Here is a 19376-nt window from a genome sequence, read left to right as displayed (position 1 = left end):
CCAGGACCGTTCTACGGTCTCCCCAGACTCGCGGGGAGGCCGAGTGACACTGGGGACGCGTACACGGATCCGACATCGTGAGCCGGCACAGGGAAAGGCGTCCGGCGCGGCGAGCACCGCTCTTCGCCCGGCGCTCGAATCTCCGCGCCGGCCCGCGAGGGTGCTCGCGGTGTTCCCGCTGGGCGTCTATCTGGAGATCCGCACCGACGTGGAGCCGTTCGTCGTGGCCGTCGTCACCGGCGAGGCGACGCGGCTCCCCAACGCCGTCGTGCTCGGCGATCCGCTGCCCGCCACCTCGGCGGGCGACGAGGCCGCCGTGGGCGACGGATGCATCGAGATCGGCCGCGTCACCGTGCGCGTCCGCCGCTGGTGGGACCCCGCCCCCGCGCTCGGCCCGCTCGGCGTGGACCGGCTGGCGCAGATGCTGCCGAGGTTCGCCCAGATCTGCGATGACTCCGCCCGCAGGCCGGGGCTCGATCCCGATGGCGCCGGGGCACTTCTCGCCTCAGGGTGCGCCGAGGGCTCGTTGACCTCGGCCATCACCGCCGCCGAACAGCTCATGGGCCTCGGCCCAGGCCTGACGCCCAGCGGCGACGACATGCTGGCGGGCGTGATGGTCGCCCTACGCCAGTTCGGCCGCGCGGCGGGCGTGGGCAAGGCCGTGTGGATGGCCGACTGGCTGGCGGCGACCGTGGCGTTCGACGCCCGCACGCGCACCACCCCGATCTCGGCGACCCTGCTCCACTGCGCGGCCCAGGGCCAGGCGTGCGCGGAGGCGCTCGCCGTGCTGCGCGGGATCGCCGGTCACCATCCGCTAGGACCGGCCGTGCGCGGCCTGCTCCGGCTCGGCCACACCTCCGGCGCCGACCTGGCCTGGGGTCTGCGGACCGGCTTGGCCGCGGTCGCCCGTCTCGGCGGGAGTCCGGTACCTGGCCGGTGAGCCATCGGCTGAAAGCTCCCCGCACACGGTGCGGCGAGCGATGATCGACAGATGAGCGACTTCATGCGAGGGGCGGTGAGCGACCGTTGACCACGAGCACCGATCTGGTGGAGGTACGCGCCGGGCTCTATCACGACTCGGTGAGCTTGATGCGGATCAGCCAGGCGCTGAGCTCCCGCCCGGGCGTCACCGTCGCCGTGGTGGCCATGGCGACCGAGCTGAACCTGGGCCTGGCCCGTGAGGTCGGATTCGAGATCCCGGCCGCCGGCCCGACCGACCTGCTCGTCGCCCTCCGGGCCGGATCCGAGGCGGCGCTGGCGGACGCGGCGCAGGAGCTCGACCGGCAGTTCGCCGCGCTGGCGAGGGGCGGGCCGTCCGGCGGGGCGCGGGCCGAGACGGCGCCGCGCACCATCAGATCCGCCGCCAGAGCGTGGGAGGCCTCGCTCGCGCTGGTCTCGGTGCCCGGTGAGCACGCCTTCGCCGAGGCGATGGACGCCATCGACGCCGGCCTGTCTGTGATGATCTTCAGTGACAACGTGCCCGTCGAGCAGGAGGTCCTGCTCAAGGAGCGCGCCAGGGAGCGCGGCGTGCTGGTCATGGGTCCCGACTGCGGCACGGCCGTCGTCGGCGGCGTGGGGCTGGGTTTCGCCAACGTGCTCCGCCCCGGGCCCGTGGGCGTGGTGGCGGCCTCCGGCACCGGCGCCCAGCAGGTCACCAGCCTGCTCGACCACGCGGGGGTGGGGGTGAGCCACGTTCTCGGCGTCGGCGGCAGAGATCTGTCGGCGGCCGTGGGGGGTCGTTCCACCCTCATGGCCCTTTCGGCCCTCGACGACGACCCCGCGACCGAGCTCATCGTCCTGATCTCCAAGCCCCCGGCCCCCGAGGTCGCCGACACCGTGCGCCGGGCCGTCGAGGGCCTCTCCACTCCGGTCGTCACGGCCCTGCTCGGTCCTGGGCAGGACGACCTGACCGCGGCCACCGAGAAGGCACTGTGCGCCCTCGATGTGCCGGTCCCGCAGTGGGCCTGCTGGACCGTCCCGCAGGAGCCGCGTTCCGGTGAGCTGTCCGGGCTGTACTCCGGCGGCACGCTGTGCACGGAGGCGCGGATCATCGCGGGGACCGGCGCGTTCACCGACTTCGGCGACGACGACTACACCCGGGGCCGCGCCCACCCGATGATCGATCCCACCCTGCGCCTGGAGGCGCTCGGGCACGCCTCGGGCGTCGTGCTGCTCGACGTGGTGCTCGGCCACGCCGCGGAGCCCGACCCCGCCGGCCGGCTGGCGCCCGCGATCCGCGAGGCGCGCGCGCGCGGGACGGCCGTGGTGGTGGCCCTGGTCGGCACCGAGTCCGACCCGCAGGACCTGCGCCGCCAGGCGGACGACCTGGTCGCGGCGGGAGCGTCGGTGTTCACCTCCAACGCGGCCGCCGCCCGGCACGCCGCGAGCCTGACCGGGAGGGTCCAATGAGGTTGTCGATGCTCGACGGCGAGCCCCGCGTGATCAGTGCCGGCGCCGCCGTGATCGCCGAGGCGCTCGACCAGCAGGCCGTGCCGCGCCTCGGGGTCGACTGGCGTCCCCCGCTGCCGGGGACCTCCGCGGCCCTGGCCAAGGTGCTGGCCGACCCCCGGCGTGAGCGCGCGAACGAGGTGGCCGTCGGCCGCCTGCTGTCCGCCCGCCCGCGACTCGTCGGTGTGCGTCCCGCACGGGAGGTGCTCGACCTGCCTCCGCGCACGTTCTTCCACGCCGGTCCGCCCATCGACTGGGAGCGCGCCTCGGGCCCCATGCGGGGGGCCCTGATCGGCGCCGCGATCTTCGAGGGCCTGGCCGCGGACGCCGAGGAGGCCGAGCGCCTGCTGGTCTCCGGAAGCGTGAAGCTCGACTCCTGCCACCACCACCGCACCGTCGGGCCGATGGCCGGGGTGGTGAGCCCGTCGATGTGGATGCTGGAGGTCGTCGACGACGAGCACGGCCGCACGGCGTACTGCTCGCTGAACGAGGGCCTGGGCAAGGTGCTGCGGTACGGCGCCTACGGGCCGGAGGTGGTCGAGCGGCTGCACTGGATGGGCGAGGTGCTCGGGCCCGTGCTGGCGGCGGCCCTGGCCGTGAGCGGCCCGATCGACCTGCGGTCGCTGATCGCCCAGGCCCTGCAGATGGGCGATGAGCTACATAACCGTAACCGCGCCGCCACATCCCTCCTCGTCCGCGAGCTCGCTCCCGCGATCGTCGACGCGTCACCGCAGCAAGCGGCCGCTGTTCTGCGCTTTGTCAACGGCAATGACCATTTCTTCCTCAACGCCGGAATGGCGGCGGGAAAGGTCAGCGCCGACGCCGCCCGCGACGTCCCCGGATCCTCTCTCGTGGTCGCCATGGCGCGGAACGGGACCGATTTCGGGATCCAGGTGTCGGGGCTCGGCAACCGATGGTTCACCGGACCGGCGGGGGTGCCCGACGGTCTCTATCTGGGGGCCTACGGGCCGGACGACGCCAATCCCGACATCGGCGACTCCACCATCACCGAGACCTCCGGCCTGGGCGGATTCGCCATGGCCGCCGCCCCCGCGATCGTGCGGTTCGTCGGCGGGGACGTGTCCGACGCGATCGCCGCGACCCGGTCGATGTACGAGATCACGCTGGCCGAGCACCCGGCGTATCAGATCCCCGGGCTCGGCTTCCGGGGGACGCCGACGGGCATCGACCTCGTCCTGATCGCGAGGACGGGGCAGCTTCCGGTCGTCAACACCGGCATCGCGGGCCGCGTGGCCGGAACCGGGCAGGTCGGCGCGGGTCTGGTGAGCCCGCCCGCCGAAGCGTTCACCGCGGCGCTGGCCGCGCTGGCCGCAACGTAAAGGAAGACCGAATTCCCTTTGACCCAACTTTGACCCTAATATCAGTGGCCAGTCTCACAGTCCAGACGACGCACACGATCTATACATGATCCGTAAATGGGGATATGACGCGGACGAGCGTGAATTGGGGACCGCGGTATGACGACCGATCGCGCGCTCGGGAGGGCGCCCTCCATGACCGAGGGTAGTAAGAGCCCCCTGGGCGATGCCGGGGTCGCACCAGAGGGTCAGGGGCGGCTGGTGGGCCGCAGGTACCGCCTGCTGTCACCGGTCGGCCGCGGCGGCATGGGAATGGTCTGGCACGCCCACGACGTGCTGCTCGACCGCGACGTCGCCGTCAAGGAACTGATCCTGCCCTTCGGGCTCGATCACGCGGGCAAGCAGGTCGCCCACCGTCGCATGCTGCGCGAGGCCAGGTCCGCCGCTCGGCTGAGCCACCCCGGCATCGTCACCGTCCACGACGTCGTGGAGGAGGACGGCCGTCCCTGGATCGTCATGGAACTGGTCCGCGCGTGGTCGCTGGAGCAGGCCGTACGGCAGAGCGGCCCGCTGCCCGTCGTGCAGGCCGCCGAGATCGGGGTCCGGGTGCTCGACGCGCTCCGGCACGCCCACGCCGCGGGCATCCTCCACCGGGACGTCAAGCCCGGCAACGTGCTTCTCACCGCCGACCGAGTGGTGCTCACCGACTTCGGCATCGCCGCGATCGAGGGTGATGTGACCATCACCCAGACCGGGCTGCTCATGGGCTCGCCCGCGTACATCCCGCCGGAGCGGCTGCAGGGCCGGCCGATCACCCACGCCGCGGACCTGTGGTCGTTCGGTGCGACGATCTACGCCGCCGTCGAGGGCCGCCCGCCCTACGAGGGGCCGGACGCGGTCGCGGTGCTCGGCGCGGTGCTGACCCAGGAGCCCAACCGCCCGCAGCGGGCGGGCGCGTTGCTTCCTGTCATCGAAGGCCTGCTGCGCAAGAACCCCGCCGACCGGATGCCGGCCGCCCAGGCCGCCGACCTTCTCGAACGGGTGCTGCGCACGCACGGATCCGGACTCCCCCTCAAGGGCGGCGACCGGCCCCTCTCTACACCCCTGCCCACGCAGGCCGACTCGACCCCGGTGCATATGCTCCCTCCGCTCGACCCGCCCTCGGGGCCGATGCCCTCGCGCATCATCGAGACCCCCTCGGGACCGGTACGCGTTCCATTCGACCCCAACTCCCCCGACCACTTCGAGGCGGCCGACGGTGGCCGCCCCGATCCGTTCCGCGCCCGCGGCGGCGAGTCCCAGACGGGCTCGCAGGGGACCCCGTACGGGGCCCCATCCGGATATGACGCCCTGGACGGATCCTCCGGCCCGCAGCGCGGTTCCTTCGAACGCAACCCGGGGCAGCGCGACTCCTTCGAGGGGCCGAACGGCCCGGCAGGCTCCCGGCCGAGCCCGTACGACGCGTTGCGCAGCCCCTCGGGGCCGCAGCCCATGCCGGTCAACCCCTACGACACGCTGCGCAGCCCTTCAGGGCCCCTCCCGAACCCTTATGACGCGCTCAGGAGCCCGTCGGGTGCCGAGCAGCGCCCATATGACGCGTTGCGTTCCGCGTCCGGCGGTCAACCGGCCGATCCCTACGACGCGCTGCGCGGCCCCTCGGGGCCGCAGTCGATGCCGGTCAACCCCTACGACGCGCTGCGCAGCCCTTCGGGACCGATCCCGAATCCCTATGACGCTCTCAGCGAGCCGGCCGGACCCCGGCCGAACCCCTACGACCCGCGAAGCGGCGGCCCCGCCGATTCACGTGACTCGCTGGTGGCGGGGGCGCCCGGAGCCCGCGTGTGGCCGGCGGGGTCCTCGTCCAACCTTGCCGACAAGCTCGCCAAGGACCTCTCCGGTGATCCTTTCGGCGGCCCGGCCGCCAGAAGCGACTCCCAGAGGGAACGCGTGGCCGAGCTCGACGCCCGCATCCGCCGTCGCCGGTTGCAGGAGGTCGAGGACGACGACGACTCCCGTGAGGGCCGTTCTCCCGTCATGCTCATCCTGGCCGGTGTCGGCGTCGTAGGCGTGGTGGCCGCCCTGCTGTTCGTGCTGTGGCCCGGCGGCGCCGAGCCGCCGCAGGACCTCGCGACCCCGCTCGTCGCCACCAGCGCCCCCGCCGCCCTGGACGACCCCGGCGACCCTGGTGAGCAGCCGTCGGCGCTGGCCGCCCCGGACGACCAGGCAACGCCGGCCAAGATCCCGGCGAGCTTCCGGACGCACACCGGCGCCGGCGCGTCCGTCGCGGTGCCCAAGGACTGGACGGTGTCGACCTCCAACGAGGCGGTCACCTACCTTGGCCCGAAGAGCTCAGGACGCCGGATCCAGGTCAAGAAGGTGCCCTCGACCGGGGACGACGGCCTCGCCGCGCTCACCAAGGCCAAGGACGAGGCGACCCTGACCGACTACGCGCAGAGCCGGCTGGAGTCCTCGCCCTTCGGGGACGGCAAGTGGGAGTCGAGCGTCTGGGAGTACACCTACACCGCCCTGACCAACGTGACCACGCACGCCGTCACCTGGCACATCACCATCGACGGCGACACCGCCTACGAGGTCACCTTCACCGCCCCCGACGCCGAGTGGGACCAGGAGGACAACCGCCAGACGATGGCCGTCCTGTGGAGCAGCTTCAAGCCCGCTTCCTGATCAGCCGCCCGCCGGCGCGGGCGGCGAGCCGATGGGGATCGCGACCTCGTCCTCCATCGGGGGATCGATCTCCTGGGGCAGGCAGCCCGTGGCGGCGAAGCAGCGGATGCGCAGCACGCCGTCCTGCACGGAGAAATGCAGGAAGCTCTTGAAGAACGGCGGGGTGTCCCAGTCGGACAGCTCGGAGAACCACCGGTGGAAGGTGCGCCCCACCGGCAGGCGGAAGGGCATGGGCCAGCCGCCGAGGATGCGGGCCGCCCACTTCATCCGCATCGTGATCTTCACCGGCTTTCCCGCCTCGATGGGCGGGGAGCCTGGGGAGCCGTCCGTTCCCGCCGCGCCGTCCGTGTCGTCCCCCGTCCCGACGGGACGCGGCGGGGTGTTGCCGATGTGCCTGGACATCAGCACCAGGCCCTCGTCGGGGGTGAGGTAGAGCCAGGGCATGCGGAGCCGTTGCCGGTAGAGGTTGCTGTAGAACGACAGCGAGTCACCCCGAAGCGGGTAGCACTTGAAGTCGTCCTCGCGCACGCCTCCCACGTCCACGCGCGGGATCGTGTGGGTGGCGTGCATGAACGCCCCGCCGCCCCCGGAAACGATGTACTGGATGATCCGTTCGCCCACCTGCACCGGGTAGCGCTGGTAGTTGTGGGTGTCCCCGCCGACGGCGGCGACGTAGTTGTACGCCGGGTCCCTGACGATCTCGTCGACGGTGCCGCCGTCCTCGATCGGGCAGGGGTGGTAGGTGTTGCGGTCGTAGATGGGCTTGCCGGTGATCAGCACCTTGGGGCGCGGGTCGGCCGAGACCCGCCGCAGCCACGCCCCCTGGTCGCGGTCGATGGTGCCGCTGATGCCGGTGTCGATGCCCACGAGCAGCAGACCGGGCAGGTCGATCACCCAGTACGGCGCGGGCTGCGCGGCCTGCTGCCCGGGGAGCGAGCGCCGTGCCCGCGCCGCGGCGAGACGGGTCTCGTCGACGGCCTCCGGCTTCCTCCAGAACAGGCCACGCAGGCCGGCGGGCGAGAGCGAGAACCCCCGGCGCTCCACGGCGAGCGGGGGCGCGTCGCAGAAGACCCGCATGAAGCCGCCGAGCCCGTCGTACCAGTCGTGGTTGCCGGGGATGGCATAGATCGGGGCGGGATAGTCCTTGTAGGGACGGAAGAACTTGTCGTCGTACTCGTTGCCGGAACCGGTCGGGTAGATCACGTCGCTGGCGACGACCGCGAAGGCGGTGCCCGAGCCGATGGCGAGCAGGCCGGGAACCGCGGCGTACTGCGAGGCGTCGCCCTCACCGGTGTCGCCGACGACGAGAAACCCGTACTCGGCGCCAAGATCGGGCTTTATGCGGAAATCAGGGTCGACGCCCTGCTCCGTACGTGCCGCCACCCAGCGTCGGCGCACCTCGTTCGAGGGATCGCCGAACAACTGGGCCAGGATCTCGTTGCGCGACCGCAGCAGCGTCTTCGGCGTCAGCCAGGAGAAGCTGTCCTCGTTCGGACGCAGCGCCTGGAACGTGCCGATCTCCTGGCACGACCATCCGGCTCCTTCTTCGGAGACCCGGGACGAGCCCCTCTTCCCGCGCGCGGCTGCCCGTTCCACATCGACCATGACCCTATCTTTGCCATGATCTTGGCGGCTCGCACGCCCGATCGGCCAACCGGACTCCAAGACGCGCCGGAAAGGTGAACGTCAGGGGATCAGCACGCCGGGGTTGAGGATGCCGACCGGGTCGAGGCGGTCCTTGACCGCGCGCAGGATCTCGACGCCCAGCTCGCCTATCTCGGCGGCGTAGGCCGTCCTGTGGTCCCTGCCGACGCCGTGATGGTGCGAGATCGTGCCCCCCGCGAGCCCGATGGCCTCGTTGACCGCCCGCTTGGCGATGTCCCACTGCCCGAGGGGATCGTCGCTCTGCGCTGTCACCACGGTGAAGTACAGCGACGCGCCCGTGCCGTACACGTGCGACAGGTGGCACATCACCAGCGGGCCGCTGCCCGCCGAGGGGTCCGCGGGCCCGAGTGCCACGCTGAGGACGAGCCGCACGGCGTCGTAGAGCCGGGGGATCCCCGACCAGAAGCACGCCGTCTCCAGCGTCTCCACCGTCGCCCCCGCGGACAGCAGCGCGTCCCGCAGGTACGGCGCGCTGTAGCGGCCGTGGGCCCAGGCCTCGCCCGGCTCGGGGCCGAGGTAGATGCCGCCAAGCCCGGAGAGCGTCTCGGCGGTCCGCTCCCGCCGGTAGGTGACGTCGGTGTCCTCGCCCTCGTACCCGACGATGGCGAGGCAGCCCGCGTCGGCCTGGAACCCGCCGATCTCCCCCGGCTTGGCCAGGCCGACCATGGTCTCGGCCTCGTCGGACAGGCGCAGCACCGTGGGCAGCGGCCCTTCCTGCGCAACGCGGCGCAACGCCGCCGTACCGGCCTTGAACGAGGCGAACCGCCAGCCTTCGTACACCTTCTCCGCCGGCGCCCGGCGCACCCGCAGCCGGAGGGAGGTGATGACGCCGAAGGCGCCCTCCGAACCGAGGATGAGCTGGCGCAGGTCCGGCCCGGCGGCGGATTTGGGCGCCCGGCCGAACTCCAGCGTGCCGCGCGGGGTCGCCACGGTGACGCCGACCACCATGTCGTCGAAGCGGCCGTATCCCGCCGACGCCTGGCCGCTCGACCGTGCCGCCGCGAAGCCGCCCAGGGTGGCGTACTCGTAGGACTGGGGGAAGTGGCCGAGCGTCAGCCCGTACCCCGCGAGCAGTTGCTCGGCCTGCGGGGCGCGCAGGCCGGGCTCCAGGTCGGCGACCATGGACTCGGCGTCCACCGAGACCAGCCGGTTGAGCCGGGCCAGGTCGAGGGCGATCACACCGGCGAATCCCTGGCGCGAGGCCACCAGCCCGCCGACGACCGAGGTGCCGCCGCCGAATGGCACCACCGCGACCCGGTGGTGGGCGCAGATGCGGAGCACTTCCAGCACCTCGTCGTGCGAGCTCGGCAGCAGCACCGCGTCCGGGGCCTCGAATCCGTCGCCGGCGCGCATGCGCAGCAGGTCGGGAGTGGACTTGCCCCGCGTGTGGCGGATCCTGGCGTCGTCGTCGAACCGGACGTGCTCGGCGCCGACGGCGTTGCGCAGGTCGGCGAGGACCAGCGGTGACAGGGCCGCCGCGTGCAGCCTGACCTCGCCGAAGCTCGCGGCCGGCTCGGCGGGCTCGCGCACGCCCAGTAGCTCGCGCAGCAGCTTGCGTACGGGCTCGGGTAGTTCGGCGGCCTTGGCGGGGTCGCCCCAGCCGGACCAGAGCATCGGTTCGACCGAGCTGTCGGGAGTTTCCACGTTCTACACTGTGACACGCCCGGCCTTGGTGTCCCGTCCGGGCGCTCCCTTGAGAGGTGCCCGGATCGTGAACTCCCCGCCCGGCCCGTACGCGGGCGCTTCGTCCGGCCCGCCGGCAGGGTCCTCTCTCAACGCCGCGCGGCGTGCCCGCGAGCTGGCCGAGGTCCGCGAGACCGTCGTGGACGTGCTCGTCGTCGGCCTGGGCGCCACGGGGGCCGGGGTGGCGCTCGACGCGGCGTCCCGGGGCCTTTCCGTCGCGGCGATCGACGCGCACGACCTCGCGTTCGGCACCTCGCGGTGGAGCTCCAAGATGATCCACGGAGGACTGCGCTACCTCGCGAAGGGCCAGATCGGGGTGGCCAGGGAGAGCGCGGTCGAGCGCGGCGTGCTGCTGTGCCGCACCGCTCCGCACCTGGTCCGCGCCCAGCCGTACCTGCTGCCCCTGACCCCGGAGGTCGGAAGGAGCCAGGCGGGGGTCGTGATGGCGGGCTACCGGCTCGGAGACCTGCTGCGGGCCTCGGCGGGCACCCCGCGGCGGCTGCTGCCCGGCCCGTCCCGCGTCACGGCCTCCCGCGCCCGCGCCCTTGTGCCCGCCCTGCGCCCGGACGGCCTGCGGGGCGCGCTGGCGTCCTTCGACGGCCGGGTGGTCGACGACGCCCGGCTGGTGGTCGCGATCGCGAGGACGGCCGCCGCTCACGGGGCCCGGGTGCTCACGCGGTGCCGGGCCTTGAGCATCTCCGGTGACGGAGCCGAGGTCCGCGACGAGCTGGACGGGGACACGTTCGCGATCCGCGCCCGCAAGGTGATCAACGCGACCGGCGTGTGGGCGGGGCGGCTCACCTCCTCGGTGTCCATGCGGCCTTCCAGGGGCACCCACCTGGTCCTGCGCCCCGGCACCCTCGGCGAGCTCCGCGCGAGCATGCATGTGCCGATCCCAGGCGAGGGGACCCGGTTCGTCCTGGTCCTCCCCCAGCCTGACGGCCGCGTCTACGTAGGGCTCACCGACGAGCCGGTGGACGGCCCGATCCCCGACGTGCCCGAGGTCCCGGAGACCGATGTGGCGTTCCTCCTGGAGGTGCTCAACTCGGTTCTGGAGGTTCCGGTGGCCCGCGCGGACGTGGCCGGGGCCTACGCGGGCCTCAGACCGCTGCTGACCGGCGAGGGGCGCACTTCCGACCTCTCCCGCAGGCACTCGGTCGTCAAGGCCCCTGACGGCGTCGTGACGATCGTCGGCGGCAAGCTCACCACCTACCGCAGGATGGCAGAGGACGCCGTCGACACGGCGTTCCCGGACGCGCCCGCCGCCCGTACGGCGCGACTGCCGCTCGTGGGCGCGGATGGCCACCGGGCCCGGAGCTCCGGCGGGCACGCGGGCGCGGGTGGCGATTCCGGAAGGGGACGGGTCCCCTTCCGGCTGGTGGAGCGGTACGGCTCTGAGGCCGCGGCCGTGCACGAACTGGCGGAGCGGGAGCCGGAGCTGGCCGGGACGCTGCCGCTGGGCGTCACCCTGGCCGAGCTGGCGTGGGCGGTGCGGCACGAGGGCGCGCTGGACGCGGGCGACCTCCTCGACCGGCGCACTCGGATCGGCCTGGTGCCCGAGGACCGCGCCGCGGCCCTGCCCGCGGCGGAACGGATCCTGGCCGACCACTCCCGCTAGTCCTCCGGCCGGCCGCCGGGCAACCCTCTTGGCGTAATCGGGGGGGTGAGGTATCTCACAGCCCCCATTCGCATAGGCCCATGACTGATGGACACCCCTGAATCCTGCGCCCCCACGCGCACGAACGTAACCGTTAGGTTAGTCTTACCTAAGCCACCGGGGAGGAGGGTTGCGTGATGAGCGAGCGGGCACGGGGATGCGGACATCCCGTCGGTAGCCACACAGGCGAGGTGCCGACGCTGGCGAGCGCGACGGTCGGCGCCCGCTTCTGGCTGCTCGTCGAGCACACCGGCCCGTGGGCGTCCCATCTCTCGGAATGCGCGCTGCCCGCCGAGGTCCACGCGCTGATCGAACGCGCGACCGAGCTCGGCGTGCGTCCCCAGCTCATCAGGCGGCCCGGGCGCCGCGACGAGGCGGCGGGGCCGCTCAGGATCCTGGTCGCGGACACCACCGCGGAGGTCCCCTGGCTGGCGGAGGGCTTCTTCGACGACCCCGGAGATCTTGACCTGGGATCTCTCGTGCGCGGAGTGGTTCCGGAGTCCTGCATACTGGTGAAGGAGCCGGTGTTCCTGGTCTGCACACATGCCAGGCGCAACGCGTGTTGTGCCCGCATCGGCCTTCCCATCGCGCGGGTTTTAGGTGAAAGCCTGCCGGGAAGAGTGTGGGAAACCACTCATGTGGGCGGCGATCGGTACGCCGCTAACCTTGTGTGCTTGCCACACGGGCTTTACTACGGCAGCATGTCTCAGGCTGCCGCGATCGCGGCGGCAAACGCGTACCGGCACGGCGAGATCGTTCTCGACCGTTTCCGGGGACGCGCAGGTATCCCTGAGCCATCGCAGGCCGCCGAGCATTTCGTCCGGGCACATACGGGCGAGCTCTCGGTAGGCGGAGTGGCCGTGGAATCCACCAGGTCGGACGGTGACGTCACCGAGGCGGTTGTGCGCCACGGGGACGTCCGGTTCCGGGTTGTGGTCGAGCGGACGGTGTTCGCGCCGTGCGGTACGGCATGCGCCGACACGATCATGACCTACAGGCTGGCGGCGCTGGAGCCAATCCGGTGCGGCACGCCCGTGCTGACCTGAGGCTCAGACTGAGCCGGGAACACCACGGACTATCACGGCGTTGGAATCAGGGACGCCATAAGCGTCCTATGCGGCACAAACACGAAATACCTCTCACCTAAGGTGGTTTCTCATGTCTCAGGTACGTCGGCAGATCGCCCGCCCGCGCCCCAGCTGGGGTTGGCAGGATGACGCCGCGTGCCGGGGAGAGGACCTTGTGCTGTTCTTCGGTCCTGACGGCGAGCGTCAGCCGGAGCGCGACATTCGTGAGCGCAAGGCCAAGGCCATCTGCGCCCAGTGCCCTGTCCGTGCGGAGTGCCTCGACTATGCCCTTTCGCGTCCCGAGAAGTACGGCACGTGGGGCGGGCTGAACGAGGACGAGCGCGCGTCCGAGCGCCGTCGGCGCATGCGGCGTGCCGCGAGCGCTGGCATCAGTGCTGCCTGAACCTCCACCGGCATGTTCTGTCCAGCGTGATCATGCGGCTTTTCCGCTCCTGTACGCCTCCAGGGCCGCAATTGCCGCATGATCACGCGGGCGCCCGTCCCGCCGCGGACGGCGCCCACCGCTTCCCCCAGTCCCCTACGCAGGCGAATCCCCCGTTCACCGCCTTTGCCGCAGCAGGCGGAGAACATCCGTTCCCCCTGCAGGCGGAGAGTCACCGCCCGCGCCAGAGCAGGCGCAGGACGGGAGAACCTCCGCCCCCCCGTTCCCCCTGACGCAGACGGGGAGTCACCGTCCGCGCCGGAGCAGGCGCAGGGCAGGAGCACCTCCGCTCCCCGTTCCCCCTGACCCAGACGGGGAGTCACCGTCCGCGCCGGAGCAGGCGCAGGACATCCGCGTCGGTCAACTGGTCGAACCGTACGTACCACTGGCCGACGGCGCTGAACCCGGACGGGGTGGCGATCACGACCACCTCGTCCGCCTCATCTCTGAGTGCCGCGACCGTCCTTGACGATCCCACAGGCACCGCCAGCACCAGCCTGCGCGGCCTTGCCGCCCGTATGGCGCGCAGCGCCGCACGGGCCGTCCCGCCCGTCGCGAGCCCGTCGTCGACCACCACGACGTCCCGCCCGGCCAGCCTGGGAAGCGCGCGCTCTCCCCGGTAGGCGGTCACCCTTCTCGCGAGCTCGCGCCGCTCCTGCTCGACGACCGGCGTCACATCCTCCACGCTGATCCTCAGCCGGGACAGGAACGCCACGTCGAACACCGGCTCCCCGCCCTCGGCGATCGCCCCCAGTCCCAGCTCCGGCTGATCCGGATGCCCGATCTTGCGAGTCACGAGGACGTCGAGTGGCGCGTCCAGCCGCTCGGCGACCGGCGCCGCCACCGCCACGCCCCCGCGCGGCAGCGCGAGGATCACCGGGTCGGCGAGACCGATGTCCGCCAGCATCTCGGCGAGCAGGGCGCCCGCCTCCGCCCTGTCGGCGAAGGGCAGGGACACCCGCCGACTAGCGCCCATGCCATCAACGTACCCCTTCGCCCCGCAGCCAAGCCGCCGCGGGCGAGAGGCAACCACACCCGCCCCTCGCCCGCCACCAGGACCGACCCTCGCCCCCGCCTTAGGACCGACCTTCGTCCCCGCCCCAGGACCGACCTTCGTCCCGGCCGCCAGGACCGGCCTCACGCCCCGCGAACCGACCATCAGCGAGCATGAACACCACGATCGGCCGGCAAGAATGGGCCCCGACTCACCCGCCCACCCCAGACTCCCCGCCGCACCACGGCACCGGATTCACCGCGCCACCCCCCACCACACCGGCACCGCAATTCAGGAACCGGGCACCAGAGGTGATCGACGCCCGCACCCCCCGCGAACCGACCACCAACGAGCATGAACACCACGATCGGCCGGCAAGAATGGGCCCCGACTCACCCGCCCACCCCAGACTCCCCGCCGCACCACGGCGCCGGATTCACCGCGTCACCCCCCGCCGCACCGGCGCCCCAACACACGATCGGGGGCACCAAAGGTGATCGACGCCCGCACCGCCGGCCACCCGGCCACCCGGCCATCCGGCCACCCGGCCATCCGGCCATCCGGCGAACATGAACACCACGATCGGCCGGCAAGAATGGGCCCCGACTCACCCGCCCACCCCAGACTCCTCACCGCACCACAGCGCCGGATTCACCGCGTCACCCCCGGCCGCATCGGCGCCGCAATTCAGGAGCCGGGCACCAGAGGTGATCCGCGCCCGTCCCCTCGACCTCACCACATCCAGCCCAGTGGCCGCTTTCAGGTCCCGTGCTCGCGATCGTGTCTGGTCGCGATGGGCTGCGGCCGCAGCTCTCGTCACCGGCGAGACCTCACAACCGGCGCCCGGTGAGACTTCTCAACCGGCGCCGACGCGGCGGGAGGCGGGGCGGCGAATCCGGCGCCGTGATACGGCGGACAACCCAGGGTGGGAGGGCGAGCCGGGGCCCAATCTTGCCGAACCACTCTCCACGGGTTGCTGCCCGCCGAGACCCGAGTCGACGGGCCACCCGGGAGCGCACATCACCTCCGGCGCCCCGACCCTGTGTTACGGCGCCGACGCGGCAGGAGACGGGGCAGCGAACCCGGCGCCCTGCTACGGCGGGCAACCCGGGGTGGGAGGGCGAGCCGGGGCCCAATCTTGCCGAACCACTCTCCACGGGTTGCTGCCCGCCGAGACCGAGTCGATGGGCCCCCCGGGAGCGCACATTACCTCCGGCGCCCCGACCCTGTGTAACGGCGCCGACGCGGCGGGAGGCGGGGCGGCGAATCCGGCGCCGTGATACGGCGGGCAACCCAGGGTGGCGAGCCGGGGCCCATTCTCGCCGAACCACTCCACGGGGTCATCTCGCCGGATCCTGCTGATCGGTCCCGCCGCTGACCGCGGCACCCCTCCCGGCTCCCTGGGTACCAGAGACGCCCCTCACGCCCGCTCCTGCCAGGGCCGGCCCTGGCCCCATTGCCAGGCATGGCCCCCGTTACCAGGCATGGCCCCCGTGGCCGCTTTCAGGGGCGGCCCCTGCCCCGCATGGACTTGTGGATGACCTTCCACTTGCGGGTCTCCTCCGACTGGAGCCGGGCGTCGGTGCGGCGTGCCATCCACGCCGCCTCGCGCTGGAGCTTGCGCCAGCTCTCCAGGCGGCGTTCGGGCAGCTCTCCCGACTCGAGGGCCTCCAGGACCGCACAGCCGGGCTCGCTCTCGTGGGCGCAGTCGGAGAACCGGCACTCCTCTGCCAGCTCCTCGATGTCGGCGAACACCAGGTCGACGCCACGGCTCATCTCGTACAGGCCCACGCGCCTGATGCCCGGCGTGTCGATCACCAGACCGCCGCCGGACAGCGGGATCAGCTCGCGGTGCACGGTCGTGTGACGGCCCCGGCCGTCACTCGCCCGCACCTGCTGGGTCTCCATCACCTCCTCGCCCGCCAGCGCGTTGACCAGGGTCGACTTGCCGGCGCCCGAGGCCCCGAGTATCACCGCGGTACGCGAGCCGCCGAGATGGTTCCGCACCACCTCGACCCCCTCGCCCGTGACCGAGCAGACGGCGTGGAGGTCCACACCCGGCGCCGCGGCGGCCACGTCGTCGAGCAGGCCAGCGAGATGCTCCCCCACGAGATCGGACTTGGTGATCAACACGACCGGCCGGGCTCCGCTCTCCCAGGCCAGGGCGAGCAGCCGCTCCACCCGGCCGAGGTCGGCGAAGTCGGAACCGTGCAACGCGGGCTCGGCGACGAACACCACGTCCACGTTGGCGGCCAGCACCTGCCCCCGCGAGTCGCCGGACAGGCCGCCCCGGGAGTCGCGGCCGACCCCGCCTCGCACGAAGGCGGTCCTTCTGGGCAGGATCGCGTCGAGCTCGTAGCGGCCCTCCGGCAGCCTCGTGAGGGCGGCCCAGTCCCCCACGCACGGCAGGGCCACCGGGTCGTCCACCGTCGCCCGCCGCAACGGGGCGGCGTACTGGGCCAGGTGGTGACCGTCGGAAGTGATGACGTCGGCGGCGCCGCGATCGACGCGGGCCACGCGGGCGGGGACGGCACCGCCCGGAAGAGCGGCTGCGAGAGAGTCGTTCCAGCCGAGAGATGAAAGATCATGACCGAGAGTGGTCAACTGTGGCACCCTTCAGGAACCGGGCGCCTGCGGCTTCAGCGCGTGAGCGGCACCCGGGAGAAAACGGACATGGGCATGGTCATCAGAAAGACCCGCATGCTGTCCTCACCTCCCGGTCGTCACGGCCGCCTCCCTCAGAAGCGGCGAAGCCGGACCCACTTTATCGCGGGCCCGGCTCTCGCGGGCAACACATTTACGACCGGCACTCGCCTCAGGCTGACGACACTCGCCTCAGGCCACCACGATCGCCTCAGGCCGAAGGCACTCGACTCAGGCCACCACGATCGCCTCAGGCCGAAGGCACTCGGCTCAGGACACCGCGATCAGCTCAGGCCGAAAGCACTCGGCTCAGGCCACCACGATCGCAGGCCGAAGGCACTCGGCGCTCAGGCAGGGGGCCGGGAACCCGGCGCTCAGCTCAGGCCGGGGGCCGGGAACTTGGCGGTCAGTTCGCTGACCTCTCCGTGGACGCGGGCGATGACGTCCTCGGCGTCGCCCTTGGCGATGGCGGTGACCACCTCGTCCATCCAGGCGCCGATCTGCCGCATCTCGGCCTCTCCCATGCCGCGGCTGGTCACCGACGGCGTGCCGATGCGAAGGCCGGACGGGTCGAACGGCTTGCGCGGGTCGAACGGCACGGTGTTGTAGTTGGTCTCAAGACCGGCGCGGTCGAGGGCCTGTGCCGCCGGCTTGCCCGCCGCGCCCTTGGACGTCAGATCGATCAGGATGAGGTGGTTGTCGGTGCCACCGGAGACCAGGTCGAACCCGCGGCTCGACAGCTCGTCGGCCAGCGCCTTGGCGTTGGTCACGACCTGCCGGGCGTAGGTCTTGAAGTCGTCGGTGGCCGCCTCGCGCAGCGCCACGGCGATCGCGGCCGTGGTGTGGTTGTGCGGGCCACCCTGCAGACCGGGGAACACGGCCTTGTTCAGTGCCTTGCCGTGCTCCTCTGAGGTGGCCATCAGCATGGCTCCGCGCGGGCCGCGCAGCGTCTTGTGCGTGGTGGTGGAGATGACGTCGGCGTGACCCACGGGCGAGGGGTGGGCGCCACCGGCGATCAGGCCGGCGATGTGGGCGATGTCGGCCGCGAGGACGGCTCCGACCTCGCGGGCCACCTCGGCGAAGGCAGGGAAGTCGATGGTGCGCGGGATGGCGGTGCCGCCGCAGAAGATGAGCTTGGGGCGGTGCTCCAGCGCGAGCGACCGTACCTCGTCCATGTCGATGCGGCCGGTGTCCTGGCGGACCCCGTACCTGACCGGGTTGAACCACTTGCCGGTGGCGGAGACCGACCATCCGTGGGTCAGGTGGCCGCCGAACGGCAGGCCCATGCCCATGACCGTGTCGCCCGGGTTCAGGAACGCCATGTAGATCGCGAGGTTCGCAGGCGAGCCGGAATAGGGCTGGACGTTGGCGTGGGCGACCCCGAACAGCGATTTGGCACGCTCGACGGCCAAGGTCTCGACCTGGTCGATGACCTGCTGGCCCTCGTAGTACCGCTTACCGGCGTAGCCCTCGGAGTACTTGTTCGTCAGGACGCTGCCGGTGGCTTCGAGAACGGCCCTGGATACGTAGTTCTCCGAGGCGATCAGCTTGACCGTGTCGGTCTGGCGGCGTTCCTCCGCCTTGATCAGCTCGGCGATCTCAGGATCGACGTCGGCAAGAGAACTCATGGCTCTACCCTTCGTTGGCTCTGGCGGAGACCCAGGCGCCCGGCCCCTGCCCTATTCGCTCCCCGGTGGTAGCCCACCCAGACGCGCCAGTCACGTCGCGTTAGACGATAGCGGACTCACCGTTTCGGCTGCTCCCGTCGCTCGGCCACAGGCGGTCGAGCTCGGCGTTCAGCGTCGCGCCGATGAGCACCGCGAGGGCCGTGATGTAGAGCCACAGCAGCACCGCGATGGGGGCGGCCAGCGAGCCGTAGATGGAAAGCGGCGTGAACCAGGCGGCGAGCACCTCGCGCAGGATCGCCGCGCAGGCGATCCAGATGAGCAGCGCGAGCAGCGCGCCCGGCACCTCGCGCCACCAGCGCGTCCGTACGGGCACGCTCACGTGGTAGAGCAGCGTGAGCACCAGCACCGACCCGATGACCACCACAGGCCAGTACAGGACGCCCACGAGCCCGCTGTACTGGGGGAGGGCGCCGGACAGCATCGTCGGGCCGATCACCAGCACGGGGATGACGATCAGGCCGATCATCAGCGCCGCCAGGTAGAGCCCGAAGGACAGGATGCGCGTGCGGATGATGCCCCGGGTCTCACCGAGGCCGTAGGCGATGGAGATCAGGTCGACGTAGACGAACAGCGCCCGCGACCCCGACCACAGCGCCAGCAGGAAGCCCACCGAGATCAGCGAGACCTGGCCGCCCTTGAGCACGTCGTCGAGCAGGGGTTGCACCACCCGGTCGACCGTGTTGCCGGTGAACAGCAGGTGGGCCTGGTCCAGCACCCACCCCCGGGTCTCGGCCACGGTGCCGGGGCCGAGGACGCCGCTCAGGTGGCCGAGCAGTCCGATGAGCCCGAGGACGAACGGGGGCAGCGAGAGCAGGGCGAAGAACGCCGCCTCGCCGGCGAGACCGGTCACCCTGTAGTTGAACCCGGCGATCGTCGTCGCGCGGACCAGCGCCCAGATACGAGAGCAGCGCACGGCGCCCCAGAATCGGGAACCGCGGATGGCGGTGAGGCCGGCACTGGCGTTCTGCCTGGCCCTGGCCCTGACCAACCTCCAGCGAGGTATCCGCCTGCGAGGGCCGGACGACCTGGTCGGAGCGTCAGTGGACGTCATGGCATCCAAAGGTATTCGCAACATGGCCCTACCA

General features: G+C 71.8%; 13 protein-coding genes and 1 riboswitch. Of the genes, 7 read left to right on the top strand and 6 right to left on the bottom strand.

Annotated elements, in window-relative coordinates; all coding sequences use genetic code 11:
- The first annotated feature begins 43 nt into the window (after nucleotides 1-43).
- The 4 genes from ABD810_RS08310 (at nucleotide 44) to ABD810_RS08295 (ending at nucleotide 6452) form a co-directional block, all read left to right on the top strand.
- Nucleotides 44-940, top strand: coding sequence for an oxamate carbamoyltransferase subunit AllH family protein (locus ABD810_RS08310; protein WP_344936379.1), 897 nt, complete (start codon nucleotides 44-46; stop codon nucleotides 938-940).
- 86 nt (nucleotides 941-1026) lie between these two features.
- Nucleotides 1027-2409: an AllF/FdrA family protein gene (locus tag ABD810_RS08305; RefSeq protein WP_344936377.1), complete on the top strand. Its 1383-nt coding sequence runs from the start codon at nucleotides 1027-1029 to the stop codon at nucleotides 2407-2409.
- Nucleotides 2406-3788 (top strand): YlbE family protein, encoded by a 1383-nt coding sequence (locus ABD810_RS08300; protein ID WP_344936375.1) that lies wholly within the window; start codon nucleotides 2406-2408, stop codon nucleotides 3786-3788. The genes ABD810_RS08305 and ABD810_RS08300 overlap by 4 nt, the downstream gene beginning before the upstream one ends.
- Nucleotides 3789-3962: 174 nt before the next feature.
- A complete protein-coding gene (locus ABD810_RS08295; RefSeq protein WP_344936372.1) occupies nucleotides 3963-6452 on the top strand; it encodes a protein kinase domain-containing protein in 2490 nt (829 codons plus the stop codon).
- On the opposite strand, the gene ABD810_RS08290 is transcribed toward ABD810_RS08295, so the two are convergent.
- Together ABD810_RS08290 and ABD810_RS08285 are read right to left on the bottom strand one after the other, a co-directional pair.
- Nucleotides 6453-8057: a metallophosphoesterase family protein gene (locus ABD810_RS08290; protein WP_344936370.1), complete on the bottom strand. Its 1605-nt coding sequence runs from the start codon at nucleotides 8055-8057 to the stop codon at nucleotides 6453-6455.
- An 81-nt stretch (nucleotides 8058-8138) separates the two neighbouring features.
- Nucleotides 8139-9731, bottom strand: a complete 1593-nt coding sequence (locus ABD810_RS08285; RefSeq protein WP_344937561.1) for an FAD-binding oxidoreductase — start codon at nucleotides 9729-9731, stop codon at nucleotides 8139-8141.
- 97 nt (nucleotides 9732-9828) lie between these two features.
- Between ABD810_RS08285 and ABD810_RS08280 the strand changes: the two genes are divergently transcribed.
- From ABD810_RS08280 to ABD810_RS08270, 3 genes are all read left to right on the top strand, one after another.
- Entirely contained in the window at nucleotides 9829-11418 is a 1590-nt protein-coding gene (locus ABD810_RS08280; protein ID WP_344936368.1) for a glycerol-3-phosphate dehydrogenase/oxidase, read from the top strand.
- 176 nt (nucleotides 11419-11594) lie between these two features.
- Nucleotides 11595-12503, top strand: a complete 909-nt coding sequence (locus tag ABD810_RS08275) for a sucrase ferredoxin (protein ID WP_344936366.1) — start codon at nucleotides 11595-11597, stop codon at nucleotides 12501-12503.
- A 112-nt stretch (nucleotides 12504-12615) separates the two neighbouring features.
- Entirely contained in the window at nucleotides 12616-12927 is a 312-nt protein-coding gene (locus ABD810_RS08270; RefSeq protein ID WP_093171423.1) for a WhiB family transcriptional regulator, read from the top strand.
- A 358-nt stretch (nucleotides 12928-13285) separates the two neighbouring features.
- On the opposite strand, the gene ABD810_RS08265 is transcribed toward ABD810_RS08270, so the two are convergent.
- The 4 genes from ABD810_RS08265 to ABD810_RS08250 form a co-directional block, all read right to left on the bottom strand.
- Nucleotides 13286-13942 carry a phosphoribosyltransferase gene (locus tag ABD810_RS08265; protein ID WP_344936363.1) on the bottom strand — a complete coding sequence of 219 codons (657 nt, stop codon included), beginning with the start codon at nucleotides 13940-13942 and terminating at the stop codon, nucleotides 13286-13288.
- Nucleotides 13943-15463: 1521 nt separating this feature from the next.
- Nucleotides 15464-16573 carry a ribosome small subunit-dependent GTPase A gene (rsgA, locus tag ABD810_RS08260; protein WP_425566869.1) on the bottom strand — a complete coding sequence of 370 codons (1110 nt, stop codon included), beginning with the start codon at nucleotides 16571-16573 and terminating at the stop codon, nucleotides 15464-15466.
- A 404-nt stretch (nucleotides 16574-16977) separates the two neighbouring features.
- Nucleotides 16978-18231: a serine hydroxymethyltransferase gene (glyA, locus tag ABD810_RS08255; protein ID WP_344936359.1), complete on the bottom strand. Its 1254-nt coding sequence runs from the start codon at nucleotides 18229-18231 to the stop codon at nucleotides 16978-16980.
- A 22-nt stretch (nucleotides 18232-18253) separates the two neighbouring features.
- Nucleotides 18254-18333: riboswitch (ZMP/ZTP riboswitch) on the bottom strand.
- Nucleotides 18332-19342, bottom strand: a complete 1011-nt coding sequence (locus ABD810_RS08250; protein ID WP_344936357.1) for a YihY/virulence factor BrkB family protein — start codon at nucleotides 19340-19342, stop codon at nucleotides 18332-18334. Its footprint overlaps the riboswitch before it by 2 nt.
- Nucleotides 19343-19376 lie beyond the last annotated feature (34 nt).

Source organism: Sphaerisporangium flaviroseum (genome assembly GCF_039537005.1).
GTDB classification, from domain to species: domain Bacteria; phylum Actinomycetota; class Actinomycetes; order Streptosporangiales; family Streptosporangiaceae; genus Sphaerisporangium; species Sphaerisporangium flaviroseum.
Note: the sequence above shows the minus strand (reverse complement) of the source record. Positions and strands in the feature narration are given on the sequence as shown.

Excerpts from the sequence above, each read along its gene's own strand:
- ABD810_RS08300 (WP_344936375.1), top strand. The coding sequence starts at position 2,406 with ATGAGGTTGTCGATGCTCGACGGCGAGCCCCGCGTGATCAGTGCCGGC.
- ABD810_RS08295 (WP_344936372.1), top strand. The coding sequence starts at position 3,963 with ATGACCGAGGGTAGTAAGAGCCCCCTGGGCGATGCCGGGGTCGCACCA.
- ABD810_RS08290 (WP_344936370.1), bottom strand. The coding sequence starts at position 8,057 with ATGGTCGATGTGGAACGGGCAGCCGCGCGCGGGAAGAGGGGCTCGTCC.
- ABD810_RS08285 (WP_344937561.1), bottom strand. The coding sequence starts at position 9,731 with ATGCTCTGGTCCGGCTGGGGCGACCCCGCCAAGGCCGCCGAACTACCC.
- ABD810_RS08275 (WP_344936366.1), top strand. The coding sequence starts at position 11,595 with ATGAGCGAGCGGGCACGGGGATGCGGACATCCCGTCGGTAGCCACACA.
- ABD810_RS08270 (WP_093171423.1), top strand. The coding sequence starts at position 12,616 with ATGTCTCAGGTACGTCGGCAGATCGCCCGCCCGCGCCCCAGCTGGGGT.
- ABD810_RS08265 (WP_344936363.1), bottom strand. The coding sequence starts at position 13,942 with ATGGGCGCTAGTCGGCGGGTGTCCCTGCCCTTCGCCGACAGGGCGGAG.
- glyA (WP_344936359.1), bottom strand. The coding sequence starts at position 18,231 with ATGAGTTCTCTTGCCGACGTCGATCCTGAGATCGCCGAGCTGATCAAG.
- ABD810_RS08250 (WP_344936357.1), bottom strand. The coding sequence starts at position 19,342 with ATGACGTCCACTGACGCTCCGACCAGGTCGTCCGGCCCTCGCAGGCGG.